Here is a 26349-nt window from a genome sequence, read left to right on the forward strand (position 1 = left end):
CACGGGGGCCAGAGTGAAAACGACGACGAGTCTTCAACTCCGCGTCCCGTGTCCCACACCCCGCACTTCCTAGCGGGTGATTCGGAACACGACAAACGTCAGAAACACGGCCACTCCCAGGGCCATCGACAGAGCGTAGAACTGCACGAGGCCGTTCTGGATCGGGCGCACGAGGTGCCCGAGGAACTGCGGGATCGCGGCGATCAACCGCGTCAGGGCGTCGAGGAACCCGTCGAACACGCGGGCCAGGAACGCCAGGACGTTGGACGGCGCGACCAGCACCGCGCCGTACAACTCGTCCACGTACAACTTGTCGCGGGACGCTTTGAACACCCCGTTCATCCCGAACGGCACCTTGTCGGCGCCGCCATTGCGGTACAGCACGAACGCGAGGCCGATGCCGCTCAGCGCCAGGGCCGCACTGATGCCCGCCATGACCCAGTTGAAGTGGTGTGGCACCTCCTTCGCCGGGGTCAGCCCCCGCGAAGAAGCTATGGTCTGCGTTGCGCCCACGAAGTCACTGAACCAGTGGGTGAAGGGCTCGACCACCGCGCCCACCGCCAGCGCGCCGACGGCCAGCACGACCAGCGGAATCGTCATGGACGGCGGCGATTCGTGGGCGTGGTGCCCGGCCTCGTGGGGGATCTTCTCTGGCCCCCAGAACGTCAGGAAGTACGCCCTGAACGTGTAGAAGGCCGTGAGGAACGCCGTGGTGCACGCCACCAGGAACAGCGCGAAGTAGCCGGCGGTGTAGCGGCTCCCGGTCTCGCTCGCCTCCAGCAGCGATTCGAGGATCAGATCCTTGCTCCAGAAGCCCGACAGGAGCGGCACCCCGGCCAGCGCCCCGGCGCCGCACAGGAACGTCAGGTGGGTGATCGGCATCACCTTGCGGAGCCCGCCGAACTGGCGCACGTCGATCACGCCGCCCATCCCGTGCATCACGCTCCCGGCCGCGAGGAACAGCAGGGCCTTGAAGAACGCGTGGGTGAACAAGTGGAACATCGCGGCCACGACCGCGAACTTCGGGTCGATCGTGCCGCTCGTGCCCAGGGCCAGGAACAGGAACCCGAGCTGGCTGACGGTCGAGTACGCCAGCACCCGTTTCAGGTCGGTCTGGGCGAGCGCGATGAAGGCGGCCAGGATCGCCGTGATCCCGCCGACCCAAGACACGACGATTTGTGCGTCCGGGGCCATCGCGAACAGCGGCGAGCACCGGGCCAGCAGGTAGACGCCCGCCGTCACCATCGTGGCCGCGTGGATGAGCGCGGACACCGGCGTCGGACCTTCCATCGCGTCCGGCAGCCACACGTACAGCGGGAACTGGGCGCTCTTGCCGACGGCGCCGCAGAACAGCAGTAGGCAGGCCGTTGTGAGCTGCCACTGCTCCGGCGGGTGGCGCTGAATGTGATCGAACAGCAGGTTCAGGTCGGTGTGCCACCCGCCGAGCTTCCACAGCAGGAAGATACCCAGCAGGAACCCCGTGTCCCCGATGCGCGTGACCAAAAACGCTTTACGCGCGGCGGTCGCGGCGCTCGGCTTCTCGAAGTAGTACCCCACTAGGAGGTAGGAACAAAGGCCCACTCCCTCCCAGAACGCCACGAGCAGCAGGAAGTTGTTCGCGAGCACCAGCCCGCACATGCTGAACACGAACAGCGACATCACCGCGAAGAACCGGGCGAACCCGCCGTCGCCGTGCATGTACCCGCTCGCGAACAGCGCGATCCACGTGGCGATGAACGTGATCATCGACAGCATCATCGCCGAGAGTGGGTCGACGGCGATCGTGAACCGGACGTTCAGGTGCCCGGCCGCGAACCACGTCACCGGCTCGGAAAAGGTCGCGGCGTTGCCGCCGTCCATCACCTTCGTGAGGAGCAACAGCGCGATCACCGCCGCGCTGCCGCACGCCAGTATCAGCGGGACGTGCGCGAACTTCTTCAGCGGCGTGTACGCCAGCAGGGCGGCCAGCAGGCTCGCCGACAGCGGGAGCGCGAGAACGATGAGGGCGAGGGTGATCGGATCAGACACGGGCCACCTCCTCCGCGGTCGGCTGGGGGCGGGCGCCCGCGGGGGTGAGCGTCGGGTCCGGCTCTTCGACCGGACGGACGAGCGGGTCGGCGTCCATCGCCAGCGGCGTGCCGAGTTCACGCAGGTCCTGCAGGTCCGTCACGTCGAGCGACCGCTGCCGGCGCCAGAGGCTGACGAAGAGTGCCAGCGCGATCCCGGCCTCGCACGCGGCGACCGCCAGGATGAACATCACGAACACCTGACCGTCGAGGTTCCCGTGGTACCGCGCGAACGCGACGAAGTTGATCGCCACGCCCTGCAGCATCATTTCTGCGCACAGGAACATGGTGATGAGGTTCCGCCGGGTCAGGAACCCGACCAGCCCGATGCCGAAAAGGGCCGCGGCGACGGCCAGGAAGTGCCAGAGCGTGATGGTCACTGCGCGCCCCCTTTGCGGTGGGTGATCGCGACCGCGCCGATGACCGCGACCAGCAGCAGCGTGCCGGCCAGCTCGACGGCTAGAAGATGTTGCGAGTACAACACGAACCCCAGGTTGCGAACGTTGCCGGCCGGCAGGTCGGCGGACCCGCGGAGCAACAGGACCTCTTCGCGGAGCTTCCGGACCGCGGCCTTGGCGCCGTCCCTCGTGTCCGGCGCCGCACCGGAGCTCATGAGCCGCTCGACCTCGCCGAGCGTGCCGGCACTCGTCTTGCGGACCGATCCGGCTCGGGCCAGCGCCTCGCGGGCCTGCTGGTCCGCGCGGGCCAGCGCCGCTCCGGTGCCGGTGAGACGCTTGAGCGGCGGGTCGAGCCGTTCCCGAATCGACCCGCTTTCAACCCGACCGGCTTCGTCCGCCACCGCGCTGGTTCGGGCCTGCACACCGGCGCCGATTTTGACGCCGCCGACGACCGGCACCAGGCTGTCGTTCTTGATCGAACGGTACGCGGTCTCGAACTCCTCGGTCCGCTTGTCGCGCTCGGTCGCGGTGCTCAGGTCGCCGTCGAAGATCTTTTCGGCCTCTTCCAGCCGCGCGGCGGCTTCGCCCAGCGCCCGGTGCTCCTCGGCGGTGACGACCTGCGTCAGCAGCCGGGCGTGCGGGGCCGTTTCGTCCTCGCCGGGCTTCGGTCTCTGGCTGGTTTGGTAGAGGGTGAACAGCACCAGCCCGACGAACGCGAACCCGGCGAAGCTGCCGTACAGGGGCTCGCGGGTGCGGTCGTTCTCGTTCGACGTGCCGGCCTGGGACAGCATCAGCACGAACAGGAACGTCACGATGATCGCGCCGGCGTAGATGATGACGGTCGCCGCCATCAGGAACGGGGCCGCGAGGAGCAGGAACAGCCCGCACACGCTGAGGATCACGAACGCGAACGCGATCGCGCCGCGGGCCGGGTTCTTCTGCACCACGAGCACCGTGCCGAAGACCAGCGCCCCGGCCGAGAACAGCCAGAACAGCGCGGTGCCGATCACGTCCGGCATCGGGCGGCCGAACGTGGAGACGAGCCACGCGACCAGCACCGCGGTGGAGCCTATGAGGGCCGCGATGCCGCCGGGTACGAACCGCCCCCGCGGCCGCGGCAGCAGCAGGTAGAACCCGACGACACCGAGCAGCGCGGCAAGGGCCAGTTGCCCGCCGGCTTGCTGCGTCGAACTGAGCGCGAGCAGGTTCATGCGTAGTTCGTGATGGGTGTCACAAGCGTAACGACAATGGTATATGAGGCCGGGACCGCTTTCGGTAAGCGCGAAATCCGAACCGGGCGGTCACGCGCCCCGGTTCCGGTTGCCGGGTTCCGACTTTCGCGGTCGCGTCAGGCGGGCGGGGCCTCGCTCGCCGGGCCGAGCTTGCCCGACTGCGTCCGCACCGGGTCGGTGCCCGCCTTGGTGGTGGTGTCGAACACGCTGAGCAGCTTCTCCTTGTCGAACACCATCTGCTCGCGGCTCAGCCCGGTCAGGTCGTAGAGCGTTGTCAGCTCGATCGCGTCCACGGGGCACGCCTCCTCGCACATCCCGCAGTAGATGCAGCGCAGCTCGTCGATGACGAACGTCTCGGGGTACTTCTCGCGGCCGTCCTTCTGCCAGTCGGCCGGGGCCGGGGCGGCCACGATGTCGATGCAGTGGGCCGGGCACGCGGTGGCACACATGTAGCACGCCACGCACTTCACGCGGCCCGCGGCGTCGCGGTTGAGCCGGTGGACACCGCGGTAGTTCGGCGTCAGCTTCGGCTCCTGCTCGGGGTACTGCTCGGTGATCTTGGGCTTCACCATGTGCCCGAGCGTCGTCTTCAGCCCGGCGACGAGCGCGGGGATGTAGAGCTGCTCCCACAGCCCGAGCTTGGCCTCTTCGACCCACGTCACGTCGTTCTCGGCGAGCGGCATAAGGCACCGTGTCCTGACACCCCGCCTGTCATGCGGCGGGGGCGATTCGGGGCGAGGAGCGGGTCAGCGTCCGGCGTACGTGACGCCCGCGGGGAGCCCCGGCGGCAGCTTCACGACTTTCCGCTTCGGGTTGGTGACGGTGCCGCTGGTCCGGGCGCCCAGCACGCCGGCCCCGAAGAACAGCACCACGTTCACGCCCGTGAGCACCAGCAGCGACCACCCGAACTGCTTCACGAAAATTACGGCCAGCAGGTTCAGCAGGGCCAGCGGGATCATGACCTTCCACGCGAGGTTCATGAGCTGGTCGAACCGGAACCGGGGGATGGTCCACCGCACGAACTGGGCGAACACGCACAGCGCGACCATTTTGCTCACGAGGATGAGCAGCTTCAGCACCGCGGTGACGATCACGTTCGAGGAGACCGCTTCGAGCCCGAAGAAGCTCCACCCGCCGAGGAACAGCACCGCCACCATGAAGCTGCCGGTGACGAGGTGGACGTACTCCGTCAGCAGCATGAGCCCCAGCTTGAGCGAGCTGTACTCGGTGTGGTAGCCGCCGACCAGCTCCTGCTCGGCTTCGGGGAGGTCGAACGGCAGCCGGCTGCTCTCCGCGTAGCCGCTGGCGAGGAACAGCAGGAACGCGAGCGGCTGGAATAGGACGAGCCACCAGTTGTTCCCGATCGAGAGCGACGCGGCCAGTTGGCCCAGCACCGCGTCCCCGCTGCTGGCGCCGGCCTGCCAGGCGATGATCTTTTCGGGGTTCAGCGACCCCACGATCAGGAACACCCCGAGGACCGACATGCCGAGCGGGATCTCGTAGCTCACGATCTGTGCGGAGCTGCGGAGCGCGCCGAGGAGCGAGTACTTGTTGTTCGCGCTCCACCCGGCCAGGATCACGCCGTACACCGCCAGCGACCCGAGGGCGAAGATGTACAGCACGCCGATGTCCAGGCCCGGCGCGATCGCGAAGTTGACGCTTTCCTGGTACGCCTTCTGTTGCGCCTCGAACGTCGCCACGGCGCCGGGGCCGGCCACGACCGCGTCCGGCTGCGGGGTTGTCTGGCCGAACGGCACGACCGCCAGCGCCAGCAGCGCCGTCCCCACCGCGACCGCCGGGGCGAGCAGGTAGAAGACCTTGTCGACGTGGTCGGGGATGACCTCTTCCTTCAGGAAGAACTTCCCGCCGTCGGCGAGCGGCTGGAGCAGCCCGCCGGGGCCGACGCGGTTCGGCCCGACGCGGTCCTGCATCCAGGCGGAGATCTTGCGCTCGCCCAGCGTGAGGTACCCGCACACGCCCAGCACGCCGCCGATGAGGCCGACGATCAGAATCGCGGTGATGACAAGGGGGTCGAGGGTCGGCATGGTGTCTCGGTCTTGGCGAGCGGGGGGCGTCAGCCCCCCGAGTTCTCGTTTACGAACACGCAGTCGTCGGGCCACGAAGGTCGTGTGAAACCGGTCTGCGTCGCGGGCTTACGCCCCTCGCTGGCCGGCGACTTCCAGCGCCAGCCGCGTTTCCGGGGCCAACGCGCCGAAGAACGGCACCGCCTTCGCAAGTTCCTTGCGCACCGCGTCGGGTTGCACCAGCCCGCGCCGCCCCAGCAGGTCGAAGGCGAGCTGGAGTTCCGTCCGCGCCTCGACCGGCGGCTTCGCGGCCCGCGGGAAGGTCTGCACGTAGTTCGCGTGGTTCACGAACGTGCCGTCCTTCTCGAAGCCGGTCGTCGCCGGCAGGATGTACTTTGCCGAGGCGGTCACCACCGTCGGCAGGAGGTCCTGCGCGACCAGCAGCGCGGGCGCCTTCCAGCCGGTCGGCACGAGGGCGTCGAGGTGTGACTTATCGGGATAGCCGCCGCAGAACCACATCGCCGCGAGACTTTCGCCCGCAACGGTCGCGAACGGGATGACGGCGCCCTGGAGCTGCTTCAGCACCTCTTCGACGCCGCGGCGGTTCGGGGCCTTCTCCGCGCGGATGGTGAACTTGACGGGTTCAACGGATTCGCCGCGCACGTTCTTGGGGTACTTGTCGTCCTCGCCCACCACGGGGACCGGCCCGAGCACCAGCCGCACGTCCGGGGCGAGTGACTTGAAATAGCTCCCGAGCAGGAACGCCTCTTCCGCGGTCAGGAACGGCGACAGGACCGCGACCACGCCCTTCGGGGAGGTCTTCACGGCGTCGGCGAACTCCTGCTTGATCTGCGGTAGGAGGGCGCTCCACGGCACCGGCTTGAACTTCCCCTCGACCTTCGCCAGGGGGCGCACGAACCGCTCGCCGCTGTTGGCGTGGTGGTACCCGTACCGCCCCTCGTCGCAGATGAAGTGCCCCTGCGCCTCGGGGTTGTGCCGCGCGCGGACGCGGTACACGATGTCCTTGTTCGTGTCGTTGTAGGTGCTGCAACCGGTCGAGCAGCGGTTGCACACGCCGTCGGTGGTCTTGAGGTACCACACCCGCTGCTTGTAGAGGAAGTCCTTGCTGCCGAGCGCGCCGACGGGGCACAGGTCCACGACGTTCCCGGCGAGCTTGTTCTCCAGCGGCCGCCCCGGGAAGACGTCGATCTCCTCGTGGTGCCCGCGGCCGACCACCTGCAACTCCGACGTGCCGGAGATCTCGCGGGTGAACCGCACGCACCGGGTGCAGAGGATGCACCGGTCGGTGAACAGGGTGATTTTGCTGGACAGGTGCGGCTTGTTCGGCGGCGCGTTCTTTACGTCCACCATGCGCGACTCGGACCGCCCGTACTTGAACGAGAAGTCCTGCAGCTTGCACTCGCCCGCCTTGTCGCACACCGGGCAGTCGAGCGGGTGGTTCAGCAGCAGCCCTTCGAGCGTGTCCGCCTGCGACTTCTTGGCCCGCTCGCCGGGCGCGGCGGCCTTCGTGTAGCTCGGTTCGTAGGGCAGCACGGGCAGCGCCCGGTCGCGCTTGTCGTACTCGCCCGTGATGATGACGGTCCCGTCCTTCACGGGCGTCTGGCACCCGGGAACGACCTTGGGCTGCATGGTGACCTTGCCGTCCTTCAGGTCGCCGACCTCGACGAGGCACATGCGGCACGACGCGACGACGGACAGTGCCTCGTGCCAGCAGTAGTGGGGCACAAACACGCCGGCCAGCTCCGCCGCCTGCACGCAGTTGAGCCGCTTGGCGCCGATCTCGACCGGCTTGTCGTTGACGTAGACCGTCGGCATCTCGTAAGCCCAGAGGACAGAGGTCAGAGATCCGAGATCAGTGGGACGAGCGACGGGGCGGTTAGCCGCCCCCCGATGCCCGTCCCCTGACCCCTTGCCTGTTATTTCCCGAGCCGCTGCTTTAACTCGTCGGCGGTGAGCCGCTCGACCCCGTTCTGGCTGACCACCAGCCCGCCCTTGAGGTACGCGTTGGCCTCGAACGCCCAGACGCTTTCACGCTCCCGGGTGCCGGTCAGGACGATGGTCCCGTCCTTCACCAGCGCCGCCGTTGGCGCTCTCGCTGCCACCAGCGCCTCGTAGATCTCGGCCCCGGAGGGCATCTTTCCGCCCGCCAGGGACGCGGTGTCGATGAACAACTGAAGGTCACGCATGTCGGCCATCGCGACCACCCGCCTTGCGGCCCCGAGGGGCGTGTTGCCGGCCGGGGCGAGAGCCTGCACCGGGTTCCCCACCGCCGGCATCGGCATCGGCTGGGACTTTGCCGGGGCCGGGTTCGCACCACCTCCTGGAGTGGGTGGGGCGACCGGTGGCGTCATCGGTTGCGCCGCACCCGACTGATCCACTTGCGCCCCGTCCGCCGGTGGCTGAGCGCCGCCGGCGGGTGCCCCCACGTTCCAGGGCTGCTTGCCGCCGCCCGTCGTACCGTCAACTGGGAGCTGATCCCTTTTCGGCCGCCCCCGTTCGTCCTTCAGCCAGTTCGGCTCGTCCTTCGTGTCCGGTTTTTCGGCCACGGTCGGAGTTGCGGGGGCCGGTTTGACGCCGACCTCGTCGCGTGCCGGTCCCGTGTCTCTCGCCCCCCGCTTGCACCCCACAAGGAGAAGCAAGCAGACGCCCACCGTCAGGATTCGCGGACGCATGGCGACACCTCGCGGGTCAGTGCTGGATGCCGCGAAAGGCCGACATCAGCAGCACGAAACCGATCAGCACCACGAGACCGCCGTACCCGATCAAGCTCGCCACCACCCCGGCCAAACTGAGCAGCGCTAGTCTCGCACGCTCGCGAGCCGTTCCGGCTGCGTCGTCCGCCGTGCTCTCCAGCGCGTCCGTCGCGAGGCCGATCACGACGAACAGGCCGAGCAGCACGCACGCCGCGCCGAAACCGAGCGCGCCCCAGAAGAGCACGTCCCCCCCAGGTTCGAGGCGACCGGCAGCGGCGAGGAGCGCCACCACGGTCACCCAAGCGGCGAGCGGCGACCAGACCGCGAACCACGCGTTCCACCAGTGAGCCGCCGGCGGGCGCGGTGCACTATCGGTCACTTCGGAGCCCTCCGCGGGAGCGGCCACCGGACCCGTACCGGGAGCCCGGCTCAGTGCGCCCCTGCCATCGTGAGCGACTTCGCGTACTTGCTCTTCGCGCCACTCTTGATCGCGGCCTCGAACTCCGCGCGGAACTTGCGGATCGCCGTCTTCACCGGCCACCCGGCGCCGTCGGACAGCCCGCAGATGGTCGTCCCGGGCATGATCCCGATCCGGTCCGCGACGTCAACAAGAATGTCGAGGTCTTCTTTGCGGCCGAGCCCGCGGCGGAGGCGGTCGGTGATCTTGAGCATCCACCCGGTGCCCTCGCGGCACGGGGTGCACTGCCCGCAGCTCTCGTGGCTGAAGAACTGGCACACGTTGTGGAGCACGTCGACCATGCTGGTCTGGTCGTCGATCACGGTGACGGCCGCGGTGCCGAGCCCGAGGCACTGCACTCGCCCGGGGCCGTTGAAGTCCAGCGGGATGTCGTACTCGGTCTTGCCGTCCTCGCCCTTGAGCGGCGCGTTCACGTCCACGAATCCCATTGAGAGGCCGCCGGGGTTGACCGCCTTCGCCTTGCGGCCCTTCCACACGCCGCCGCCGTGCTTCTCGACGAGGTCGCGGATCGTGATGCCCATCGGCACCTCGACGCAGACCGACTTCTCGACGTGCCCGGCCAGCGTGTAGAGCTTGGGGCCGTAGCTGCCGGCGTCGCGCGGGTTCTTCGGGTCGGGCGGCACGCCGAGCGACTGGAACCACTCCTTGCCGCGCTTCATGATCTGCGTGACGCACGCGAGTGTTTCGACGTTGTTCACGATCGTCGGCTTGCGGAACGCGCCCTCGATCGCGGGGAAGGGGGGCTTGATGCGCGGCCAAGCCCGCTTGCCCTCCAGCGACTCGATGAGGCCCGTCTCCTCGCCGCAGATGTACGCCCCGGCGCCGCGGTGCAGGACGATGTCGAGGTCGAAGCTGCTGCCGAAGATCCCCTTGCCGAGGAACCCGGCGGCGTACAGCTCTTCGACGGCCGCGGCGAGCGAGCGGTACGAGTCGCCGTACTCGTAGCGGACGTAGTAGAACGCCTTCGGGGACTTGATCGCGTAGCACGCGAGCATGATCCCTTCGAGCACCTGATGGGGATCCTTCTCCATCAGGATGCGGTTGTTGTACGTGCAGGGCTCGGACTCGTCGGCGTTGACGCACAGGTAGACCGGCCCGGGGTGGTCCTTCGGGAGGAAGGTCCACTTGAGGCCGGTCGGGAAGCCCGCGCCGCCGCGCCCGCGGAGCCCGGCGTCCTTCACCTGCGTGGTGACGTCGAGCGGCTGCTTGTCCTTGAGCACCCGCGCGATGGTCTCGTAGCCGCCGTCGGCGCGGTACCCCTCCAGCTTGCCGCTGTTGGGCTTGTTGATCCGCGCGAGGAGTACGGGTTCGTATGGCATGGCTTACTTCAGCTTCAGTTCGGTGATGAGCTGGTCGGCCTTCTCGGGCGTCACGTTCATCGCGTGAACGTCTTCGATGAGGCACGCCGGGGCGCCGTCGCAGGCGCCGATGCACTCGGCGAACTCCAGCGTGACCTTCCCGTCGGCGGTGGTCTGCCCGCAGTGAACGCCAAGCTTGTGCTCGCAGTGCTCGATCAGCTCGTAGGCGCCGCGGAGCATGCACGCTAGGCCGCGGCACACCCACAGCCGCGTGGTGCCGAGCTTCTCCCCCTCGCCCTTGAAGAAGGCGTAGAAGGTCATCGTGTCGTGCACCTCCGACGGGTGCAGTTCGAGGATCTCGGCGATCTCGACGATGGCCTCGTTCGACACGGTGCGCAGCTCGTCGTGGACGAGGTGCAGCGCCGGCAGAGTCACCGCCTGCTTGCGCGGGTACTTCGGGATGAACGCCCGAATGCGGTTCTTCATGTCTTCGGAAAGCGCGGCCATTTCGCGACACCGTGCAGGTTAGCGCCGTTCGAGGGTCAGAAGGTCAGTTTTCGGAGCAGATGTCGAAGCGAGCCCGGCCGGAAACCCAGCGTTCGGGTTATCGTCTACTGACAGGCACAGCCGCAGTTTCGTGCCGTCGATCTCGTACACCGCTTTGATCGGCGGAGTACCCGGCTTACTGATCGTCATCCGCTTGGGTGCGGCCGATGCGTCGAGAACAAATGTCCCCGGCCCGGCCGGACGATCGGGCCGTTTTGTCGTGACTCGGTTGCCCTCGAAGGTCCACTCCAATTGGATCGCATCCACTTTCTCTTTCGGAACAGGTTCCCCGGCCGCGGTAATGGCCGTGACCCGCCAAGTTCCGTTGAGCTTCTCAGCGTCGGCGTCAACCTTTGACTGTGGGGCCGGAACCTGCTCGGTCGGTGATGGGGGCTGCCCCACCGAAGTCGGCGCAGAGGTCCGTTTGCCGCAACCGCTCGCAAACGCGAGCACACACACGCATAGGAGACGAGTCATCGGTCCAACTCCGCAGCAATGATGTTCAGGCTGCCGAGGACCGCTGGCACGTCGGAAATCTGGTGCCCCTCCATCATCATCGGGAAGACCGCGAAGTGGATGAAGGACGGCGGCCGGGTCCGCGCCCGGAACGCCTTCCCGGTCCCGTCCGCGACGAGGTAGAACCCGAGTTCGCCGTTGGCTGTCTCGTTGGCCCCGTACACCTCTTCCACCGGCGTCTCCCACCGGCGGTTCCACATAAACAGTTCGAAGTGCTGGATCAGCCCCTCAATGCTGCGGTAGGTCGCGTTCTTGTCCGGGATCGTGAGCTTGTCGTTCAGGTCCACGTTAACCGGGCCGCTCGGGAGGTTCTCCACGGCGGCGTTGATGATTTTCCAGGACTCCAGCATCTCGCCCATGCGGACGAGGTAGCGGTTGTAGCAGTCGCCGCCCTTGCCGCACACGATCTTGAACGCGCCGGACAACTCCTTGTACGCAAGGTACGGTTCGTCCTTGCGGAGGTCGCGGACCACGCCGCTGGCGCGGGCCACCGGGCCGCTGCAACTGGTGTTGATCGCGTCTTCCTTCGACAGCACGCCGATACCCTTGGTGCGGTCGATGAAGATGCGGTTCCGGTTCAGCAGCCGGCAGATGTCGGCGTGGACCTTGCGGAACGTCTTCACGAAGTCGCGGATCAAGGCCACCACGTCGTCGTTGACGTCGGCCATCAACCCGCCGACGCGGCAGTAGCTCGGGTGGAACCGCTGCCCGGAGGCAGCTTCCATGATGTTGTACACCTTCTCGCGGGCGTTGAAGGCGTACAGGAACCCGGTCAGCGCCCCCAGGTCGAGCGCCGCGGCGCCGACGCAGAGGAGGTGGTCGCTGATGCGGGCCAACTCCGCGAGAATGGTGCGGAGGTACTTGCACCGCGGGGTGAGTTCGATGCCGATGAGCTTTTCGACCGTCGTGAACCACGCGCATTCGTTGGCGAACGGCGAGATGTAGTTCATCCGGTCGACGATGGTGACGTACTGGTTGAAGTCGAGGTCTTCGCCCAGCTTCTCGAACCCGCTGTGCAGGTACCCGATGTCGGGGACGGCCTTGACGATCGTTTCGCCGTCGAGGGTGAGAATGAGCCGCAGCGTGGTGTGCGTCGCGGGGTGCTGCGGGCCGAAGTTCAGGGTGTAGAGGAACTCCTGGTCCGCGCCAGCAATATCTTCGACGGGTGCGGCGGTCTCAAGCGGCATTGCACACCTCTTGGCAAACCCCGGCGGTGTCGCCCGGGTGCTGTTCGCTGGCGTTTCATCCCGGCTCTGCGGCCCGGGCTCCGTCTAGCTGTCGGCCCGCGTAACGGTAGGGAAGTTGTGCCGCTCGCCGTACCCGCGGAGCGGGTAGTCCTTGCGGAGCGGGTGCCCGGTGTACTCGCTCGGCATCAGGATGCGGCGGTGGTCCGGGTGCCCGGGGAAGCGCACGCCGTACATGTCGTACACCTCGCGCTCCATCCAATCGGCCCCCTTCCAGAGTTCCACCACCGAAGGTAGCTCGGGTTCGGGGTCGTTGGCGAACGCCTTCACCCACACCCGCTCGCCGGTGGCGAGGTTCGTGAGCCCGTACACCACGCAGTAACGGTCGGTCGCGCCGGCGTAGCCGAGGTAATCGACCCCGCCGATATCGGTCAGAAAGTCGAACCCGCACTCCTCTTTCAGGCACTTCAGGAGCGCGAACAACACTTTCGGCGCCTGCTCCGCGTCGACCAGCACCCGCTGGTTGTCGCGGAACGACGACGTGGTGAACGCCCCGGCGAACTTCGCGTTAAGAGTGTCGAGGTAGGGCATGTTTTCTTTACTGGAGCGCGGGCCTCTGGCCCGCTGGTGGCACCCAAGATCTCGCTCCGACTATCTTGTCAGAGCGATCCGCGCCGCACGCCAAAGCGGGCCAGAGGCCCGCGCTCCGGCGCAATCAATTTACTGTCGGCAGCGACCGCAACCGCGTGGCCGTGTTGTAGTCACCGGGGGTGATAATCGCCTCTTCTGCACCCAACTCGCGGGCCAGGGCGGTCGGCCCTTCGTAGGCCGTGCGCGAGGCGAACTCGCGGGCGTCGATCGTTCCCGTTTTCTGGATCTTCTCTTGGAGGTCGAGCACCGCGCGGATCAGTTGCTCGGGCCGGGGCGGGCACCCGGGCACGTACACGTCCACCGGGATGAACCGGTCGATGCCCTGGACGACCGCGTAGGTGTCGAACACCCCGCCGCTCGACGCGCACGCGCCCATCGAGATGCACCACTTCGGTTCCGGCATCTGGAGCCAGATGCGCTGCATCACCGGCACCATCTTCATCGCCACCCGGCCGGCCACGATCATCACGTCGCACTGCCGCGGGGAGAACCGCATCGCCTCGGAGCCGAACCGGGCGATGTCGTACCGGCTGGAGGCGGTCGCCATCAGCTCGATGCCGCAGCACGCGGTCGCGAACGGCATCGGCCACAGGCTGTGCTTCCGCGCCATGTTGGCGAGGTAGTCGAGCGGCGCGATCATGAAGTCCGGCAGCATGTTCGTCAGCGCCACTGGAACACCCCCTTCTTCCAGGCGTAGGCGTAAGCGATCACGAACGTCGCGAGGAACACCATGATTTCGACGAACACGATGGTTCCGAACACGGTGCGCCAGGTCTGGTCCCCGCCCTCGCCGAAGGCGATGACCGCCCAGGGGTAGAGGAACAGGAGTTCCACGTCGAACACGAGGAACAGGATCGCGATCAGATAGAACTTCACGTCGAACTGCATCCGGGCCGACCCGATCGGGTCCATACCCGACTCGTAAGGCATCTGTTTGATTTTGGTCGGCTTGCGCGGCTTGAACGGGAACAGGTGGGTGGCCGCGACAGCGCTCAAGCCGAAAAGGATGCAGACCGCGGCGTAAATGAGCACAGGGTAGTAAGCGACCAGATCGAACGCCGGTTCGATGCCGCCGGGCGTTTGAACGGGGGTGACCGGCATCGCGCGTGTCCCCTTTCTGTCGTGATCGGTCGAGAAGAGCGAGTCTGCTTCGCGGGTATTCTACCGCGCCTTGTGAGGGATTTCACAAGGGTCTGCAAAAAACAACCTCGACAGACGGTCGAGGCGTGCGTTTTAGGCCTAGTGATCCTACGGAGGCCGGTTGAGGCGTCAAGAAAAGTGTGCCAACGCTCGCCCCGTTCGCGTGTTCGATGGACGGATTGCCCCTACGCCCCTCGTCTCGGAGGCCGCCCCGATGCGTCCGACTCTGTTCGCTCTCCCGGTCGCGCTCGTCCTGTTCTGCTCGCCCGTGGTGGCGCAGCCCGCCCCCAAGCCCCTCGACGACAAGAATCTTGTAACGAAGGTGTACACCGTCAAAAACCTGATCGCCGGGCGCGAGAAGGGGGGCGTCGTTGCCGACTTCGACGCGCTGGTCAAACTCATTTTCGAAACCATTTCGATCGGTGAGCCGAAACCGGACGGCACTGGTGCACAGTTGGTCGAACGCGACGGCGGCAAGCTCGAAGTTCGCACCACCGAGAAGGTCCACCACGAGGTGAAAGACCTGCTCGAGGCTTTGGAGTCCCTTCAGGATTTCGCGATTGACGTGAAGACAGAGGTTTTCGAGCTCGATGCGGCGACTTATCGGCAACTCGTGAACGCGCTCCCGAAAGGTCGGTCGAAGTCGCCGGTGCTGTTCGCGATCGGAAGGGAAGTGATCGGCGTCCCCGAGTCGAAATCGGAAGATCTGGAACTGCCCGCTGCTGCCCTCAAGCTCCTCAAAAGTGGTCGAATCGTGCAGACCTCCAGCGGACGGTTCGTGAACGGAGTCGATTCGACCGTTTCAGCCCGCAAGGTGGTCATTCCGTTCAAGAACGATCCGGCCGCGATCAGCGTCGGCACGAAAACCAGCAATCCCCTGTTCGTGAAGGAAGGTTTTGCCCTCAACGCGCTGCTGGTGGTTTCGGCCGATCGTCGCTCCGTTCGGATGAAGCTGACCGAATCGTCAACGGCCGTCACCGGGATGCAGAAGCGCGAGCTGTTCGAGTTGGAGGGTAAGAAGGCGATCGCGCAGTCACTCGACACCGAAGACCTCGGCACTACCGGTTCTACTGTGGTTGTCGATGGTGGGGCTGCGATTTTCAAGTTGGACTACGCACCTAAGGACAAAGTGTGGGTGGTGGTCCTCAAACCGACAATTTTCATCGCGGCGGAAGAGGAGCTGCTGAAGAAAGAGGGGAAGCCGGTTCGGCCGTGATAACGATTCATTTTGCGGTGAGCAGCCGGCGCTGACTCGCGTCGAGTACGGAGAGCTTTAAGTTCGCTGCCGGCGAACGTCTCTTGCTCGCGTGGACTTCGGTCGTTATGGTCAATCAGGGGTTTTAATGGACGGGATGTCGCAAGATCGCCATCAACTCCGACCTGAAGTGCGGCACGCAATCCCGGGGTTCTGAGTTCACGACGGATTCCGACGGCGCGTGTGCGTTCGTCGCGTTGGGCGAAGTGGCGTGCTTCGGCCGGATCATAGAGCCGGTCGCGACTCAGAGGGCCAGCGATGCGCCGGGCGCTAAGCGTTCTTGTGGTAGCGGTGCTGCTGGCGCCGCTCGGGTGTTCGAACCGCACGGAGCCGAGCGGACCGCTGGAGACCGACTACGAGCACTACGAGCAGACACCCGAAGGCAAACCCATTTGTCCGAAGTGCGGGCGCTCCGATCAGGTGCGAGCTTACCTCTACGGTCTGACCCGGGGGGAACGACCTGAGGGTACGGTCGGCGGCGGCTGTGTGGTTACCGCGCTCAGTCCTGCGTTCCGTTGCGGGCACTGCGAAGCCCGCTTCGGTGTGACTCCGATGTCGCGCCGGGATTGTGTCAGTACGGAGCGCGAATGAGCGCCCCGAGTAACGCCCCCAGTCGGTCAACGGCCAGGGCGGCGTTCGTCAACACCTCGGCGTGATCGAGCGCCGTTTCGCCGATCCCGGCAGCCTTGTTTGTGACGCACGAAACCGCCGCCACTTCCAGTCCCAGCGCGGCCGCCGCTTCGGCTTCCAGTGCCGTGGACATGCCCACGGCGTCGGCCCCGCAAGCGGCGAGCGCGCGGATCTCCGCGGGCGTCTCGTAGCTCGGGCCGGTCAGCGCTGCGTAGAGCCCCGCGAGCAGTTCGCGTCCGCCGGTTCGCTCATGCGCCCCCATGACCTCAATGAGACGCGCGGCGTACGGGCGCACCGGTCCGTCGCCGGCCGCTAGGCCGCGCCACGCGGCGGGACCGAGGAGCTTGAGGTGCCCTTGAATGGCCATCAGCGAGCCGGGCGCCAGAGCCGGGTTGATGCCGCCGGCCGCGTTCGTGAGGACGAGGCGCCGCGCGCCGAGTTCGGCCGCGGTGCGCACCGTGCCGGTCACGACCTCCCAGGGGTGGCCCTCGTAGAAATGCACCCGGCCTCGGAAGAGCAGAGCCGGCATGCCGCTCCATTCACCGACCGCCAGCGTGCCGCCGTGGCCGTGAACCGACGGCGGAACCAGCCCCGGGACCGCGCCGAACGGCACCGCTGCGCGTTCCACGAACGCGGCGGCGGCGCCGCCCAATCCCGACCCAAGTACGACGGCCGCCCGCGGCGCGAGCGCCGCAGCGGTACGGGCGAACGCGGCGAACGCGACCATCAAACGCCCGCCGCCTGGAACAGGGGGGGGCACATCTGCTGCACCTGATCGAAGAGGAACGCCAGGAGCATCAGGTGCGCCAGCACCACCGACAGGTTGTTGTCCCCGTGCCCGAAGTTGTGCTCGAAGTGGTACCCCTGGTTCTTGAGCGTGTTGAACGTCTCGTTCTCGATCCGCCACCGGGCCCGCCCGGCCCGCGCCAGTTGCCGCACGTTGGCCCCGGTGACGGCCATGTCCGTGACCCACGTCCATTCCCGTGGGGTCCCGTCCGGATCGAGTTCCACCAGGTGCACGAAGTTCACCCGCACGTCGTCATTCGACTCGTTCAGCGGCAGATCGGCGATCCACAGGTAGCTGCGGCGGAGCCCGGTCCGCGGGTCCGCGTTCTCGACGACCTCGAACGCGTGCTGGTCCTGGCGGGCGCACACGTGCGCGAACAGGTGGGCGTGGTCCGCAGCCTTGACACCCAGGAGGAAATGGCACCTGGCCTTCTGAAGGTCCCGGACGTGGGGTGCATTGCTGCTCCGCGCGTCCTCGACCACGAGAACGGCTAGGTCCGGGTGCTCCTCGCGGAACCGGCCCAACCACCGCCGGGCCGCGTTCCGCTCGCAGTCGTTCTTGGTCCCCCCGTCGGCCCGCTGGATCGGCTCGGGGGCCAGGGCCAGGACCGCGGAGAAGTCCGGATGAACGACCGCGGCCCCGAGCATCTGGTGGTAATACGACACGGCCCCGTTGGCGTGCCGGCGGGTCATGCAATGGGGGCAGTGGACCTTCTGGGAGCAGAAGTACTCGACCCCGTCCAGGGCCACCACGTAGCACCCGTCCACCCGGTACTCGTCCAAGACGTGAGCCGCCTGCAACCGGGCGAACACGTCCCGGAACACGGGACGCAGGTGGTCCGGGTCCACGTCGTCGAGGATGGACCGCATCTGGGAGTCGCTGGGCCGGCCCGTGAGGCCGAACACGTGCCGCAGGTTGTGGTCCAGGGTGCGCCGTTGGAACGCGAGTAGGGACGGGTCCTTGAGGGCGAATAGGGCCAGCCCCGCCATCAGCACGTCGGGCAGCGAGAACGTGGGCTCGCGGCGTGCGTCCGGGATCGTCTCGAACCGCTCCCGGGCGCACGCGATCAGGGCGTCGGAGTGCAGGTCCTCATATGCACGCGGGGAACTGACGGGTATGCTCATGACCACGCCCCAGCGAGATCCCAGGGCGATACGACAACGGCCGCCTCGGACCGAGCGTACCCCGCTGGGGCCAAAAAGGCTCACGAATTCGAGCTTTTCAAGCCGAATCTCGCTCGCCGGGAATTGCTGAACCGTTGGCGTTGATGTAGAAGACGGCATCAATGATATCTTTGATCGGAATCGTCTGGCGACGCCCGCGACCCGTGTTCGGCGGGAACATCGGCTCCAGGAGCGTCCATTGATCGGCCGTTAGATCACTGCTATACGACTTGCGAGCTGATGTATTCGTGCCAAACATGAATGCTCCCTAAGTCCCTGATTTCCAGCACTTTAGGAGAATTCGGATTTGCCGTACAGCCTCTCAACCTCTCAATCTCTGACTAGCCCTGGGTGTTGGGGCACGGTATGTTGCCATGCCCCAAAACCCAGCGCGTGACCCAACCGCTTCTGTCGCAGCCGACCGAACTGCGAGATCGCCTCGGGCGTGGTGTGCCCGCCCATCACCGCCCAAGCACAGGGTCAACAGGCCTACCAGTGGGTGCTGGCGACCGTGACGGCTCCGCGGGTCCGTTAGCAAGGCCAATCGCTCGACCAGGGACCGGGACATGGGTGCGGCTACTGAAACGATGAGCCGCACCCACACCCACATGCCGCAGCTTACCCAACACCAATCCGTGCACAGCCTTGGGCAGATACCTCACCGCACTGGACGTTGGTTCCGGCCGCCTGCGGCAGGTGAACCCTTCGGGAACGTTACGTGACTGCTCCGGCTACGACGCGCTGAACGCCGAAGGGCGGTGACTCACAGCCGCCCGCCGACCGGTTCCACCGCGAACGTAAACGCCTCGCACGACACGACCCCTGGTAGCGGCAATATGGCCCGGTCGAGACAGGGGCGGTCGTCGATCAGGAACTTCGTGTCCGGCACGCGCACGCTTAACCCCTCGCGCGAGCGATAAATCAGCACGGGCGCGTCAACCGCCAGCGGAATGTGTGCGTCGGGCTCCGGACCGAGAATGAGTTCGTTCCCCATCAGCAGCACCGCGTCAACCGGGGCCTGCAACCGGTGCCCACTCGTCACTTCCAGTTTCGCAGACGAACTGACCTCCACCGGCTTGTGGAACAGGAACTGGCAACTCGTGCCGAGGGTCACGCGATCGCCGGGCGCGAGCACCGCCCGTTTAGTATCTGCGCCGTTGACGCGCAGTGAGCGACCGGACTCGATCACGTAGCCTTCGGCATCGCGGGTGAGTTCGGCGTGGGTACGTGACACCTCTGCGTAGAGCGGCACGTCCACCGGGCCGTCGGCTGTAGCCTGTCCGAAGGTGACCCGGTTCGACAGGCACACCAGATACCCGCCCACCCCGTCCACCCATAGCAGGAACCGCTTCGGTAGCGGGGCACCTGCGCTCGAGGACTCTTCCGCAAGAGCCGTTCCGGCTACACGAGCGATAGGGCGACCGCTCCCAGTTGCTGGCGGATGTAACGACTCGACCCGTGTAGCTCCTGCCCGGCCCGACGTACTCCGCGCGATCGGCCGCATGGTCGGCAGTTCCGGCACCGGCATCGGAACGGCAACGCTCACCGTCTCGGGTGCCGCGGCGGCCCAGGCCCGTCCGCGAACCGCTTTCGCCTCCCGGTGGTCCGGAGCTACGGCCAGCACCTCCGCCGCGAACGTTACGGCTTCGGCCCATTTTTTCGCGTCGGCCGCGTCCATGAGGCGTGAGACCGCGTCACGGAACTGCACGTGCCGCGCCTCGACCGCGTCTCGGAACCGCTCCAACCCGGTCGGTGGACACGGCAGCTTCGGGGCGATGCGGTCCAATTCCGCCAAGGCACGAAGGAACTCGCCGCGGTCCGCCAGTTCAGATGCGTGAACCCAGTCTTGGGCCGCGACTTCGAGCCGTTCGAGATCGGGGTGCCGCACCCCGCGGTCGCGAATCCGGGTGATCTGGTCGAGCGTGTCGATGGGGCGGCCGGCTTCGAGCATCGCCTTTGCCTGAACCACTGACAGTTTGGAAAGCGTGTACCGCAAGTCGGTAACCGCTTTTTCCCCGGTGTTGAGCGTCTCGGCAGCTAGCAGGTCGCGCCACGCCGCATCGGGGTTGTGCTGGTCGAGTGCCTTGGCCGCCCGCGTCAGGTAAGACCGCACGACTTCGCGGGCGAGCCGAACCACCTTGCGGTGCCCGTCGGCGAGATGGGGTTCGAGCAACCGGTGCGCGTCTTCAGGGCGGCCGGCACCGACCGCCTCTTGCGTCTGACGCAGTACCAACCACAGTGACGCGGGCATAGGGTGACGGAGTGGGTGGCGGAGACCGTGCGCATAGTGTACCAGATTCGAATCGATTGAAACCGACCAACCTCCGACACAGGTGCGGTGCCGGCGTCGGACGCCGGCACGTTCGCGCCTGCCCGGTTCTCTCTGCCCTGCCTGTCTCCCACCACTGATGCATGTCGGAGTGAGCGGAAACGGCGTGGTGGTGTGCGATTTTGGCACGCCGCTTCCCGACAGATGGCACGTACCGCCCGGCGCAGTAAAGCCGGCGCGGGAAACTGCTTTTCCGCTCCTTGGCGCCGCCGATCGCACTCGCGCCTCGGGCATTTTTCCCCCTCCTTTTTCACTCGCTGCACTTCCCGATGTCCGAATCATGCCTTCTGGGGCAGTTGGCAGCGGTGCTCCCGTCCGACGGTTGGCGTCGCAGGCGCGTGGTAAATATGCCGCAAGAGTCGCCATATCAAGATGTTGCGCCACGATATCTGGGAGCCGTTGGGATCTCGGGCGACTCGCCCGACGATTGTAACTGGGGCTCAAAGCAGTGGATTCGTGGGTAGCGATCGCCCAGCGAATGGGTAGTCCGATGCCCGTTAACTGCCAGCGAATGTCCTGTCGGCCACCCAGCGGATCGCCCACATGCCATAGGAGAGCCCGTTGCACCGCCGGGCCGGTCAAGAACAGTGGGACCGCCCGAGTGGTTCTCGGACGCGGCTCTTGCGGTAGGCCGGCAAACGGTTGGAATTTCTCGTGCATCAAACTACTGATGGCAGCGCGGGTACACCCGAGTTAGGCCGTGTACCACGATGGGTGCCACAGGTACGACCGCACTCGTCGCGATCAGCCCTTCAGCCGCTCGACCCATGATTACCGGCACGGCACGTGCATGGGCCACCAACTCACTGTCAGCTTACGGCGAGTGGTTGTCACCAGAGGGTTCCGGCCGATGTTCCCGGCCGGGACCGATTCGTGCCGCAAAGACCGAGATGATGATGCGAAGAAAGTGGCTTCTGGTCGCTCTTGCGCTCGCGGGCTGTGGCGCCGCGTACCTCGGCTGGAAGGCGCTCCGACCCAGGCCGTTACCGGAGGGTTTCGCCAGCAGCAACGGCCGTATTGAGGCGGTCGAGATCGACGTAGCCGCGAAGACCGCTGGTCGGCTCAAAGAGGTACTGGTAAACGAAGGCGATTTTGTCACCGCCGGCCAGGTGCTCGCCCGGATGGACACCGAGGTGCTCGCGGCGCAACTTCGTGAGGCCGAAGCGGACTCGCGCAAGGCAAAGAGCGCGGTCGACACCGCCAAGAGCACTGTCGTACAGCGGGAGAGCGAGAAAGCGGCCGGGCTGTCGGTCGTCGCCCAGCGCGAGGCCGAATTCGACGGGGCGAAACGGACCCGCACGCGGGCGGAGGCCATGTCTGCCCAGGGCGTCGGTTCGGCCGAAGTGCTCGACGGCGCCCGCGTCCAGTTCTTCAGCTCGGAAGCGGCCGTCAAAGCCGCTCGGGCGAACGTCGCTGCCGCGGACGCGGCCATCGCCACGGCCCGGTCGCAGGTGATTCAGGCCGAGGCGACGGTGGACGCGGCCAAATCCCGGATCGAGCGGCTTCAGGCGGACATCGATGACAGCACGCTTCGCGCCCCGCGCGACGGCCGGGTGCAGTACCGGGTCGCTCAACCCGGTGAGGTGCTCGCGGCCGGCGGCAAGGTGCTGAACATGGTCGACCTCGGCGACGTGTACATGACGTTCTTCCTACCGACCGCGGACGCCGGCCGGGCGCGAATGGGGACCGAGGTTCACATCGTTCTCGACGCGGCCCCGCAGTTCGTTATCCCGGCCCGCGTCTCATACGTCGCGGACGTGGCCCAGTTCACCCCGAAGACGGTCGAGACGGCGCAGGAGCGCCAGAAGCTGATGTTCCGCATCAAGGCGCGAATCGATCCGGACCTGCTCAAGAAGCACATCAACCGCGTCAAGACCGGGTTGCCGGGGGTAGCCTACGCCCAACTCGATCCCGGGGCCGAATGGCCCGCGGACATCCGGGTGAGGTTGCCGGAATGACCAGCCCCCAACCGCAACCGAGCCCGGCGCCGGCGGCCCGGCTAACCGGAGTCAGTTTGACATACGGCGGGACCCGCGCGCTCGACGCCGTCACCCTGGACCTGCCGGCCGGGCGAACCGTCGGCCTGATCGGCCCCGACGGGGTCGGCAAGTCCAGCCTGTTGGCGCTGGTTGCCGGCCTGCGCCGAGTTCAGGCGGGGCGCGTGGAGGTGCTCGGCGGCAACATGGCCGACGCCGGGCACCGCGGCCGGGCGTGCCCCCGGATCGCCTACATGCCGCAGGGGCTGGGCAAGAACCTGTACCCGACCCTGTCGGTGTTCGAGAACGTCGACTTCTTCGGCCGACTGTTCGGCCACGCCCGCGCGGAGCGCCGCCGCCGCATCACGGAACTGCTGGCGGGGACCGGGCTGATACCGTTCGCCGATCGCCCCGCCGGCAAGCTGTCCGGCGGGATGAAGCAGAAACTCGGCTTGTGTTGCGCGCTGATTCACGACCCGGACCTGCTCATCCTGGACGAGCCGACGACGGGCGTGGACCCGCTCTCCCGCCGCCAGTTCTGGGAGCTGATTGACCGCATCCGGGGCGACCGGCCGGGGCTGACCGCGCTGGTGGCGACCGCGTACATGGACGAGGCCGCCCGGTTCGACTGGCTGGTGGCGATGGACGCCGGCCGGGTGCTCGCCACCGGCACCCCGGCGGAGCTGCTCGCCCGGACCGCGACCCCGTCGCTGGAGGCGGCTTTCGTCGCGCTGCTCCCGGAGGAGCGACGCCGCAGCCACCGGGAGGTGGTCATCCCGCCGCGGGCCGGTGCGGGCGAAGTGGCCATTGAGGCGGTCGAGCTCACGAAAGCGTTCGGCGCGTTCGTCGCCGTGGACCGGGTGAACTTCCGGATCGAGCGGGGGGAGATCTTCGGCTTTCTCGGCTCCAACGGGTGCGGCAAGACGACGACCATGAAGGTCCTGACCGGGCTGCTCCCGGCCAGCGGCGGCACGGCCCGGCTGCTCGGGCGGCCGGTCGACGCTGGCGACATCGAAACCCGCCGGCGGGTCGGCTACATGTCGCAGGCCTTCTCGCTGTACAGCGAACTGACGGTGCGGCAGAACCTCGTGCTGCACGCCCGGCTGTTTCAGGTCCCCGGGGACGAGATTCCGGGGCGGGTCGCCGAGCTGGTCGAGCGGTTCGGCTTGGGTGAAGCCGTTGACGCGCTGCCGGACGCGCTCCCGCTCGGTCAGCGGCAGCGGCTGTCGCTGGCCGTCGCCCTCGTCCATCGACCCGAGTTGCTGATCCTCGACGAGCCGACTTCCGGCGTCGATCCGATCGCCCGGGACGGGTTCTGGCAGCTCCTGGCCGATCTGTCGCGCCGGGACCGGGTGACGATTTTCGTTTCCACTCACTTCGTGAACGAGGCGGCCCGGTGCGACCGCATCTCGCTCATGCACGCCGGGCGGGTGCTGGTCAGCGACACCCCGGCCGGGCTGGTCGCGGTGAGCGGTGCGGCGTCGCTCGAAGACGCCTTCATCGGCTACCTGGAAGAGGCCGCGGCCCAGGCCCCGGGGGCCGGTAGCACGAACCCGGGGGCGGCTCGCGGTCGGGAACCTGAAGGCCCGCCGGCCCCTCGCCGCGATGGTGCCGTGGCTGCCGGCCCCCGCTCTTTACCTCCCACTTCCCGCCCATCCTTGAGCGCTGCCCCCTGGTTCAGCGGTCAGCGGATGGTGAGTTACGCCCGCCGCGAGGCGCTCGAACTCCGGCGCGACCCGGTTCGCGCGGCTACGGCCCTGCTCGGCAGCGTGGCCCTGATGCTCATTATGGGCTACGGGATCAGTATGGATGTCGAGAACCTGCCCTTCGGCGTGCTGGACCGCGACCAGACCGCCGCCAGCCGCGACTACGCCCTGAACCTGGCGGGGTCGCGGTACTTCGCCGAGCGGCCCGCGGTGGCCGACTACGACGAGGCGGACCGGCGCATGCAGTCGGGCGAACTCAGCGTCGTGATCGAGATCCCGCCCGACTTCGGGCGCGACCTGGAACGGGGCCGGGCCGTGCAGATCGGGGTTTGGGTGGACGGGGCCATGCCGTCCCGGGGCGAGACCGCCCGCAGCTACGTCCAGGGCGCCCACGCACAGTGGCAGGCCGATGTGGCCCGCCGCCGCCTCGGCGTGCGCGGCGCGTCCGCCCCCGCCACGATCGAGACGCGGTTCCGGTACAACCCGGACGTGAAGAGCGTCGTGGCGATGGTTCCGGGCGTGATCCCGCTGTTGTTGCAGCTCATCCCGGCCGTGCTTGTGTCGCTGTCTGTGGTTCGGGAGAAGGAGCTGGGGTCGGTCATCAACTTCTACGCCACCCCGACGACCCGGCTGGAGTTCCTGCTCGGCAAGCAGCTCCCGTACATCGCCCTGGGGATGCTCAACTTCCTGCTGCTGGCCCTGCTGGCGGTCACGGCGTTCCGGGTGCCGTTCACCGGCAGCTTCGCCGCCCTGACCGCCGGTGCGGTGCTCTACGTCGGCTGCGCGACCGCGCTGGGCGCGCTCATCTCCGTGTTCATGCGGAGCCAGGTCGCGGCCGTCTTCGGCACGGCGGTGCTCACCATCCTGCCCGCCGTTTCGTTCTCCGGGATGATCGACCCGGTGTCGTCCCTGGAGGGCGCCGGGGCGTGGATCGGCCGCGTCTACCCGACCGCCCACTTCCTGACCATTTCCCGCGGGACGTTCTCCAAGGCCCTCGGGTTCGCCGACCTGACCGCCCCGTTCCTGGCGCTGATCGTCGCGTTCCCGGTGCTGATCGGGCTGGCCGCGGCGCTGTTGCGAAAACAGGAGGCCTGACCGATGCGCGCCGGGACCGTCTGGCACTTGGGCGTCAAGGAGCTGTGGAGCCTGGCCCGCGACCCGATGCTGCTCGGGCTCATCGCCTTCAGCTTCACGGTGTCGGTCTACGCGGGGGCGACGGCCCAGCCGGAGACGCTCAACAAGGCGCCGATCGCGGTGGTGGACTACGACCGGTCGCCGCTGTCCGAGCGCATCACCGCTGCGTTCTACCCGCCGCAGTTCCTGCCGCCGGCCCGGATCACCCCGGACGAAATGGATGCCCGCATGGACGCCGGCCGGGACACGTTCGCGCTGGTGGTCCCGCCCGACTTCCAGCGCGACGTGCTCGCCGGGCGGCGGCCGGCGGTCCAGCTCAACGTCGACGCGACGCGCATGAGCCAGGCGTACACCGGCAGCGGGTACGTCGAGACGATCACCAGCGGGGAGGTCCGTGCGTTCGCCGACCGGTACCGAGCGAACCCGGCCCCGCCGGTGGACATGGCCGTGCGGGCGCGGTTCAACCCGGAGCTGAACAAGTCGTGGTTCGGAGCGGTCGTGAAGCTGATCGACAACGTGAACCTGCTGGCGATCGCGCTGGCCGGGGCCGCCCTGATCCGGGAGCGGGAGCGGGGCACGATCGAGCACCTGCTGGTGATGCCGGTGACCCCGTTCGAGATCATGACCGGCAAGGTGTGGTCGATGGGACTGGTGGTGCTGTTCGCGTGCGCACTGTCGCTGCGGGTCGTTGTGCAGGGGGCGCTTGGGGTGCCGGTCGGGGGCTCGCGGGCACTGTTCCTCTGCGGCGTCGCGCTGCACCTGTTTGCCGCCACGTCGATCGGCATCTTCATGGGCACGTTCGCCCGCTCGATGCCGCAGTTCGGGCTGCTGCTGATGATGGTGGTGCTGCCGCTCCAGATGTTGTCCGGCGGGGTGACGCCCCGCGAGAGCATGCCCGGGTGGGTGCAAACGGTGATGCTGGCGGCCCCCACCACACACTTCGTGGCCCTGTCCCAGGGCATCCTCTACCGCGGCGCGGGGCTGTCGGTCGTGTGGCCGCAGTTCCTCGCGCTCGCACTGATCGGGACGACGTTCTTTGGCGTGACGCTGGCGCGGTTCCGTAAGGTCATCGGCACGATGGCTTGATCCCGGGTCCGAGGGCGCCCTGACCGTCACTGACCA

The 26349-nt window shown here is 67.2% G+C and carries 22 protein-coding genes and 1 pseudogene; 4 read left to right on the forward strand and 19 right to left on the reverse strand.

The window, feature by feature from the left end; all coding sequences use genetic code 11:
• Window positions 1-69: 69 nt before the first annotated feature.
• The 15 genes and pseudogenes from nuoL to GobsT_RS13480 all read right to left on the reverse strand — a co-directional run bounded on the left by nuoL (window position 70) and on the right by GobsT_RS13480 (window position 14208).
• Entirely contained in the window at window positions 70-2028 is a 1959-nt protein-coding gene (nuoL, locus tag GobsT_RS13410) for an NADH-quinone oxidoreductase subunit L (RefSeq protein ID WP_010039167.1), read from the reverse strand.
• A complete protein-coding gene (gene nuoK / locus GobsT_RS13415; RefSeq protein ID WP_010039169.1) occupies window positions 2021-2446 on the reverse strand; it encodes an NADH-quinone oxidoreductase subunit NuoK in 426 nt (141 codons plus the stop codon). Before nuoK ends, nuoL begins: the two co-directional genes overlap by 8 nt.
• Window positions 2443-3675, reverse strand: coding sequence for an NADH-quinone oxidoreductase subunit J family protein (locus GobsT_RS13420; RefSeq protein ID WP_010039170.1), 1233 nt, complete (start codon window positions 3673-3675; stop codon window positions 2443-2445). The genes nuoK and GobsT_RS13420 overlap by 4 nt, the downstream gene beginning before the upstream one ends.
• A 137-nt stretch (window positions 3676-3812) precedes the next feature.
• Window positions 3813-4379, reverse strand: coding sequence for a NuoI/complex I 23 kDa subunit family protein (locus GobsT_RS13425; protein ID WP_010039172.1), 567 nt, complete (start codon window positions 4377-4379; stop codon window positions 3813-3815).
• Between the two features lie 63 nt (window positions 4380-4442).
• The gene (locus GobsT_RS13430; RefSeq protein WP_010039176.1) at window positions 4443-5741 is read right to left on the reverse strand and encodes a complex I subunit 1/NuoH family protein; all 1299 of its coding nucleotides are present in this window, start codon (window positions 5739-5741) and stop codon (window positions 4443-4445) included.
• A gap of 108 nt (window positions 5742-5849) precedes the next feature.
• On the reverse strand, window positions 5850-7556 hold the full coding sequence (locus tag GobsT_RS13435) for an NADH-quinone oxidoreductase subunit G (protein WP_010039183.1): 1707 nt from the start codon (window positions 7554-7556) through the stop codon (window positions 5850-5852).
• 101 nt (window positions 7557-7657) lie between these two features.
• Window positions 7658-8413, reverse strand: coding sequence for a hypothetical protein (locus GobsT_RS13440; protein ID WP_010039186.1), 756 nt, complete (start codon window positions 8411-8413; stop codon window positions 7658-7660).
• 16 nt (window positions 8414-8429) lie between these two features.
• The gene (locus tag GobsT_RS13445) at window positions 8430-8813 is read right to left on the reverse strand and encodes a hypothetical protein (protein ID WP_010039189.1); all 384 of its coding nucleotides are present in this window, start codon (window positions 8811-8813) and stop codon (window positions 8430-8432) included.
• A gap of 50 nt (window positions 8814-8863) precedes the next feature.
• Window positions 8864-10231, reverse strand: coding sequence for an NADH-quinone oxidoreductase subunit NuoF (gene nuoF, locus GobsT_RS13450; protein ID WP_010039191.1), 1368 nt, complete (start codon window positions 10229-10231; stop codon window positions 8864-8866).
• Window positions 10232-10234: 3 nt separating this feature from the next.
• Window positions 10235-10717, reverse strand: a complete 483-nt coding sequence (locus GobsT_RS13455) for an NADH-quinone oxidoreductase subunit NuoE family protein (RefSeq protein WP_010039193.1) — start codon at window positions 10715-10717, stop codon at window positions 10235-10237.
• Between the two features lie 18 nt (window positions 10718-10735).
• Entirely contained in the window at window positions 10736-11233 is a 498-nt protein-coding gene (locus GobsT_RS13460) for a TIGR03067 domain-containing protein (RefSeq protein WP_081471604.1), read from the reverse strand.
• Window positions 11230-12459: an NADH-quinone oxidoreductase subunit D gene (locus tag GobsT_RS13465; protein ID WP_010039196.1), complete on the reverse strand. Its 1230-nt coding sequence runs from the start codon at window positions 12457-12459 to the stop codon at window positions 11230-11232. Before GobsT_RS13465 ends, GobsT_RS13460 begins: the two co-directional genes overlap by 4 nt.
• 189 nt (window positions 12460-12648) lie before the next feature.
• Window positions 12649-13047: pseudogene (locus GobsT_RS13470) on the reverse strand (NADH-quinone oxidoreductase subunit C); the annotation flags it as partial.
• A gap of 124 nt (window positions 13048-13171) precedes the next feature.
• Entirely contained in the window at window positions 13172-13777 is a 606-nt protein-coding gene (locus GobsT_RS13475; protein ID WP_010040338.1) for an NADH-quinone oxidoreductase subunit B, read from the reverse strand.
• Window positions 13768-14208, reverse strand: a complete 441-nt coding sequence (locus GobsT_RS13480) for an NADH-quinone oxidoreductase subunit A (protein WP_010040340.1) — start codon at window positions 14206-14208, stop codon at window positions 13768-13770. The genes GobsT_RS13475 and GobsT_RS13480 overlap by 10 nt, the downstream gene beginning before the upstream one ends.
• A 253-nt stretch (window positions 14209-14461) precedes the next feature.
• Here GobsT_RS13480 and GobsT_RS13485 point away from each other — a divergent pair, with 253 nt between their 5' ends.
• Complete coding sequence (locus GobsT_RS13485) at window positions 14462-15463, forward strand: hypothetical protein (protein ID WP_010040343.1); 1002 nt, start codon at window positions 14462-14464, stop codon at window positions 15461-15463.
• A gap of 610 nt (window positions 15464-16073) precedes the next feature.
• On the opposite strand, the gene GobsT_RS13490 is transcribed toward GobsT_RS13485, so the two are convergent.
• The 4 genes from GobsT_RS13490 to GobsT_RS13505 all read right to left on the reverse strand — a co-directional run bounded on the left by GobsT_RS13490 (window position 16074) and on the right by GobsT_RS13505 (window position 20333).
• Complete coding sequence (locus GobsT_RS13490) at window positions 16074-16859, reverse strand: purine-nucleoside phosphorylase (RefSeq protein WP_010040345.1); 786 nt, start codon at window positions 16857-16859, stop codon at window positions 16074-16076.
• Window positions 16859-18043, reverse strand: coding sequence for a hypothetical protein (locus GobsT_RS13495; protein WP_050790271.1), 1185 nt, complete (start codon window positions 18041-18043; stop codon window positions 16859-16861). The genes GobsT_RS13490 and GobsT_RS13495 overlap by 1 nt, the downstream gene beginning before the upstream one ends.
• Before the next feature lie 97 nt (window positions 18044-18140).
• Window positions 18141-18341 carry a transposase gene (locus GobsT_RS13500; RefSeq protein ID WP_071529281.1) on the reverse strand — a complete coding sequence of 67 codons (201 nt, stop codon included), beginning with the start codon at window positions 18339-18341 and terminating at the stop codon, window positions 18141-18143.
• Window positions 18342-18845: 504 nt separating this feature from the next.
• On the reverse strand, window positions 18846-20333 hold the full coding sequence (locus GobsT_RS13505) for an FHA domain-containing protein (RefSeq protein WP_010040349.1): 1488 nt from the start codon (window positions 20331-20333) through the stop codon (window positions 18846-18848).
• A gap of 974 nt (window positions 20334-21307) precedes the next feature.
• Between GobsT_RS13505 and GobsT_RS13510 the strand changes: the two genes are divergently transcribed.
• Genes GobsT_RS13510 through GobsT_RS13520 form a run of 3 tightly spaced genes read left to right on the forward strand, consistent with a single transcriptional unit; the run spans window position 21308 to window position 26313 of the window.
• Window positions 21308-22369 carry an HlyD family secretion protein gene (locus tag GobsT_RS13510; RefSeq protein ID WP_010040350.1) on the forward strand — a complete coding sequence of 354 codons (1062 nt, stop codon included), beginning with the start codon at window positions 21308-21310 and terminating at the stop codon, window positions 22367-22369.
• On the forward strand, window positions 22366-25188 hold the full coding sequence (rbbA, locus tag GobsT_RS13515) for a ribosome-associated ATPase/putative transporter RbbA (RefSeq protein WP_010040351.1): 2823 nt from the start codon (window positions 22366-22368) through the stop codon (window positions 25186-25188). Before GobsT_RS13510 ends, rbbA begins: the two co-directional genes overlap by 4 nt.
• 3 nt (window positions 25189-25191) lie before the next feature.
• Window positions 25192-26313 (forward strand): ABC transporter permease, encoded by a 1122-nt coding sequence (locus GobsT_RS13520; protein WP_010040352.1) that lies wholly within the window; start codon window positions 25192-25194, stop codon window positions 26311-26313.
• The last annotated feature ends 36 nt before the right edge of the window (window positions 26314-26349 follow it).

Source organism: Gemmata obscuriglobus (assembly GCF_008065095.1).
Classification (GTDB): domain Bacteria; phylum Planctomycetota; class Planctomycetia; order Gemmatales; family Gemmataceae; genus Gemmata; species Gemmata obscuriglobus.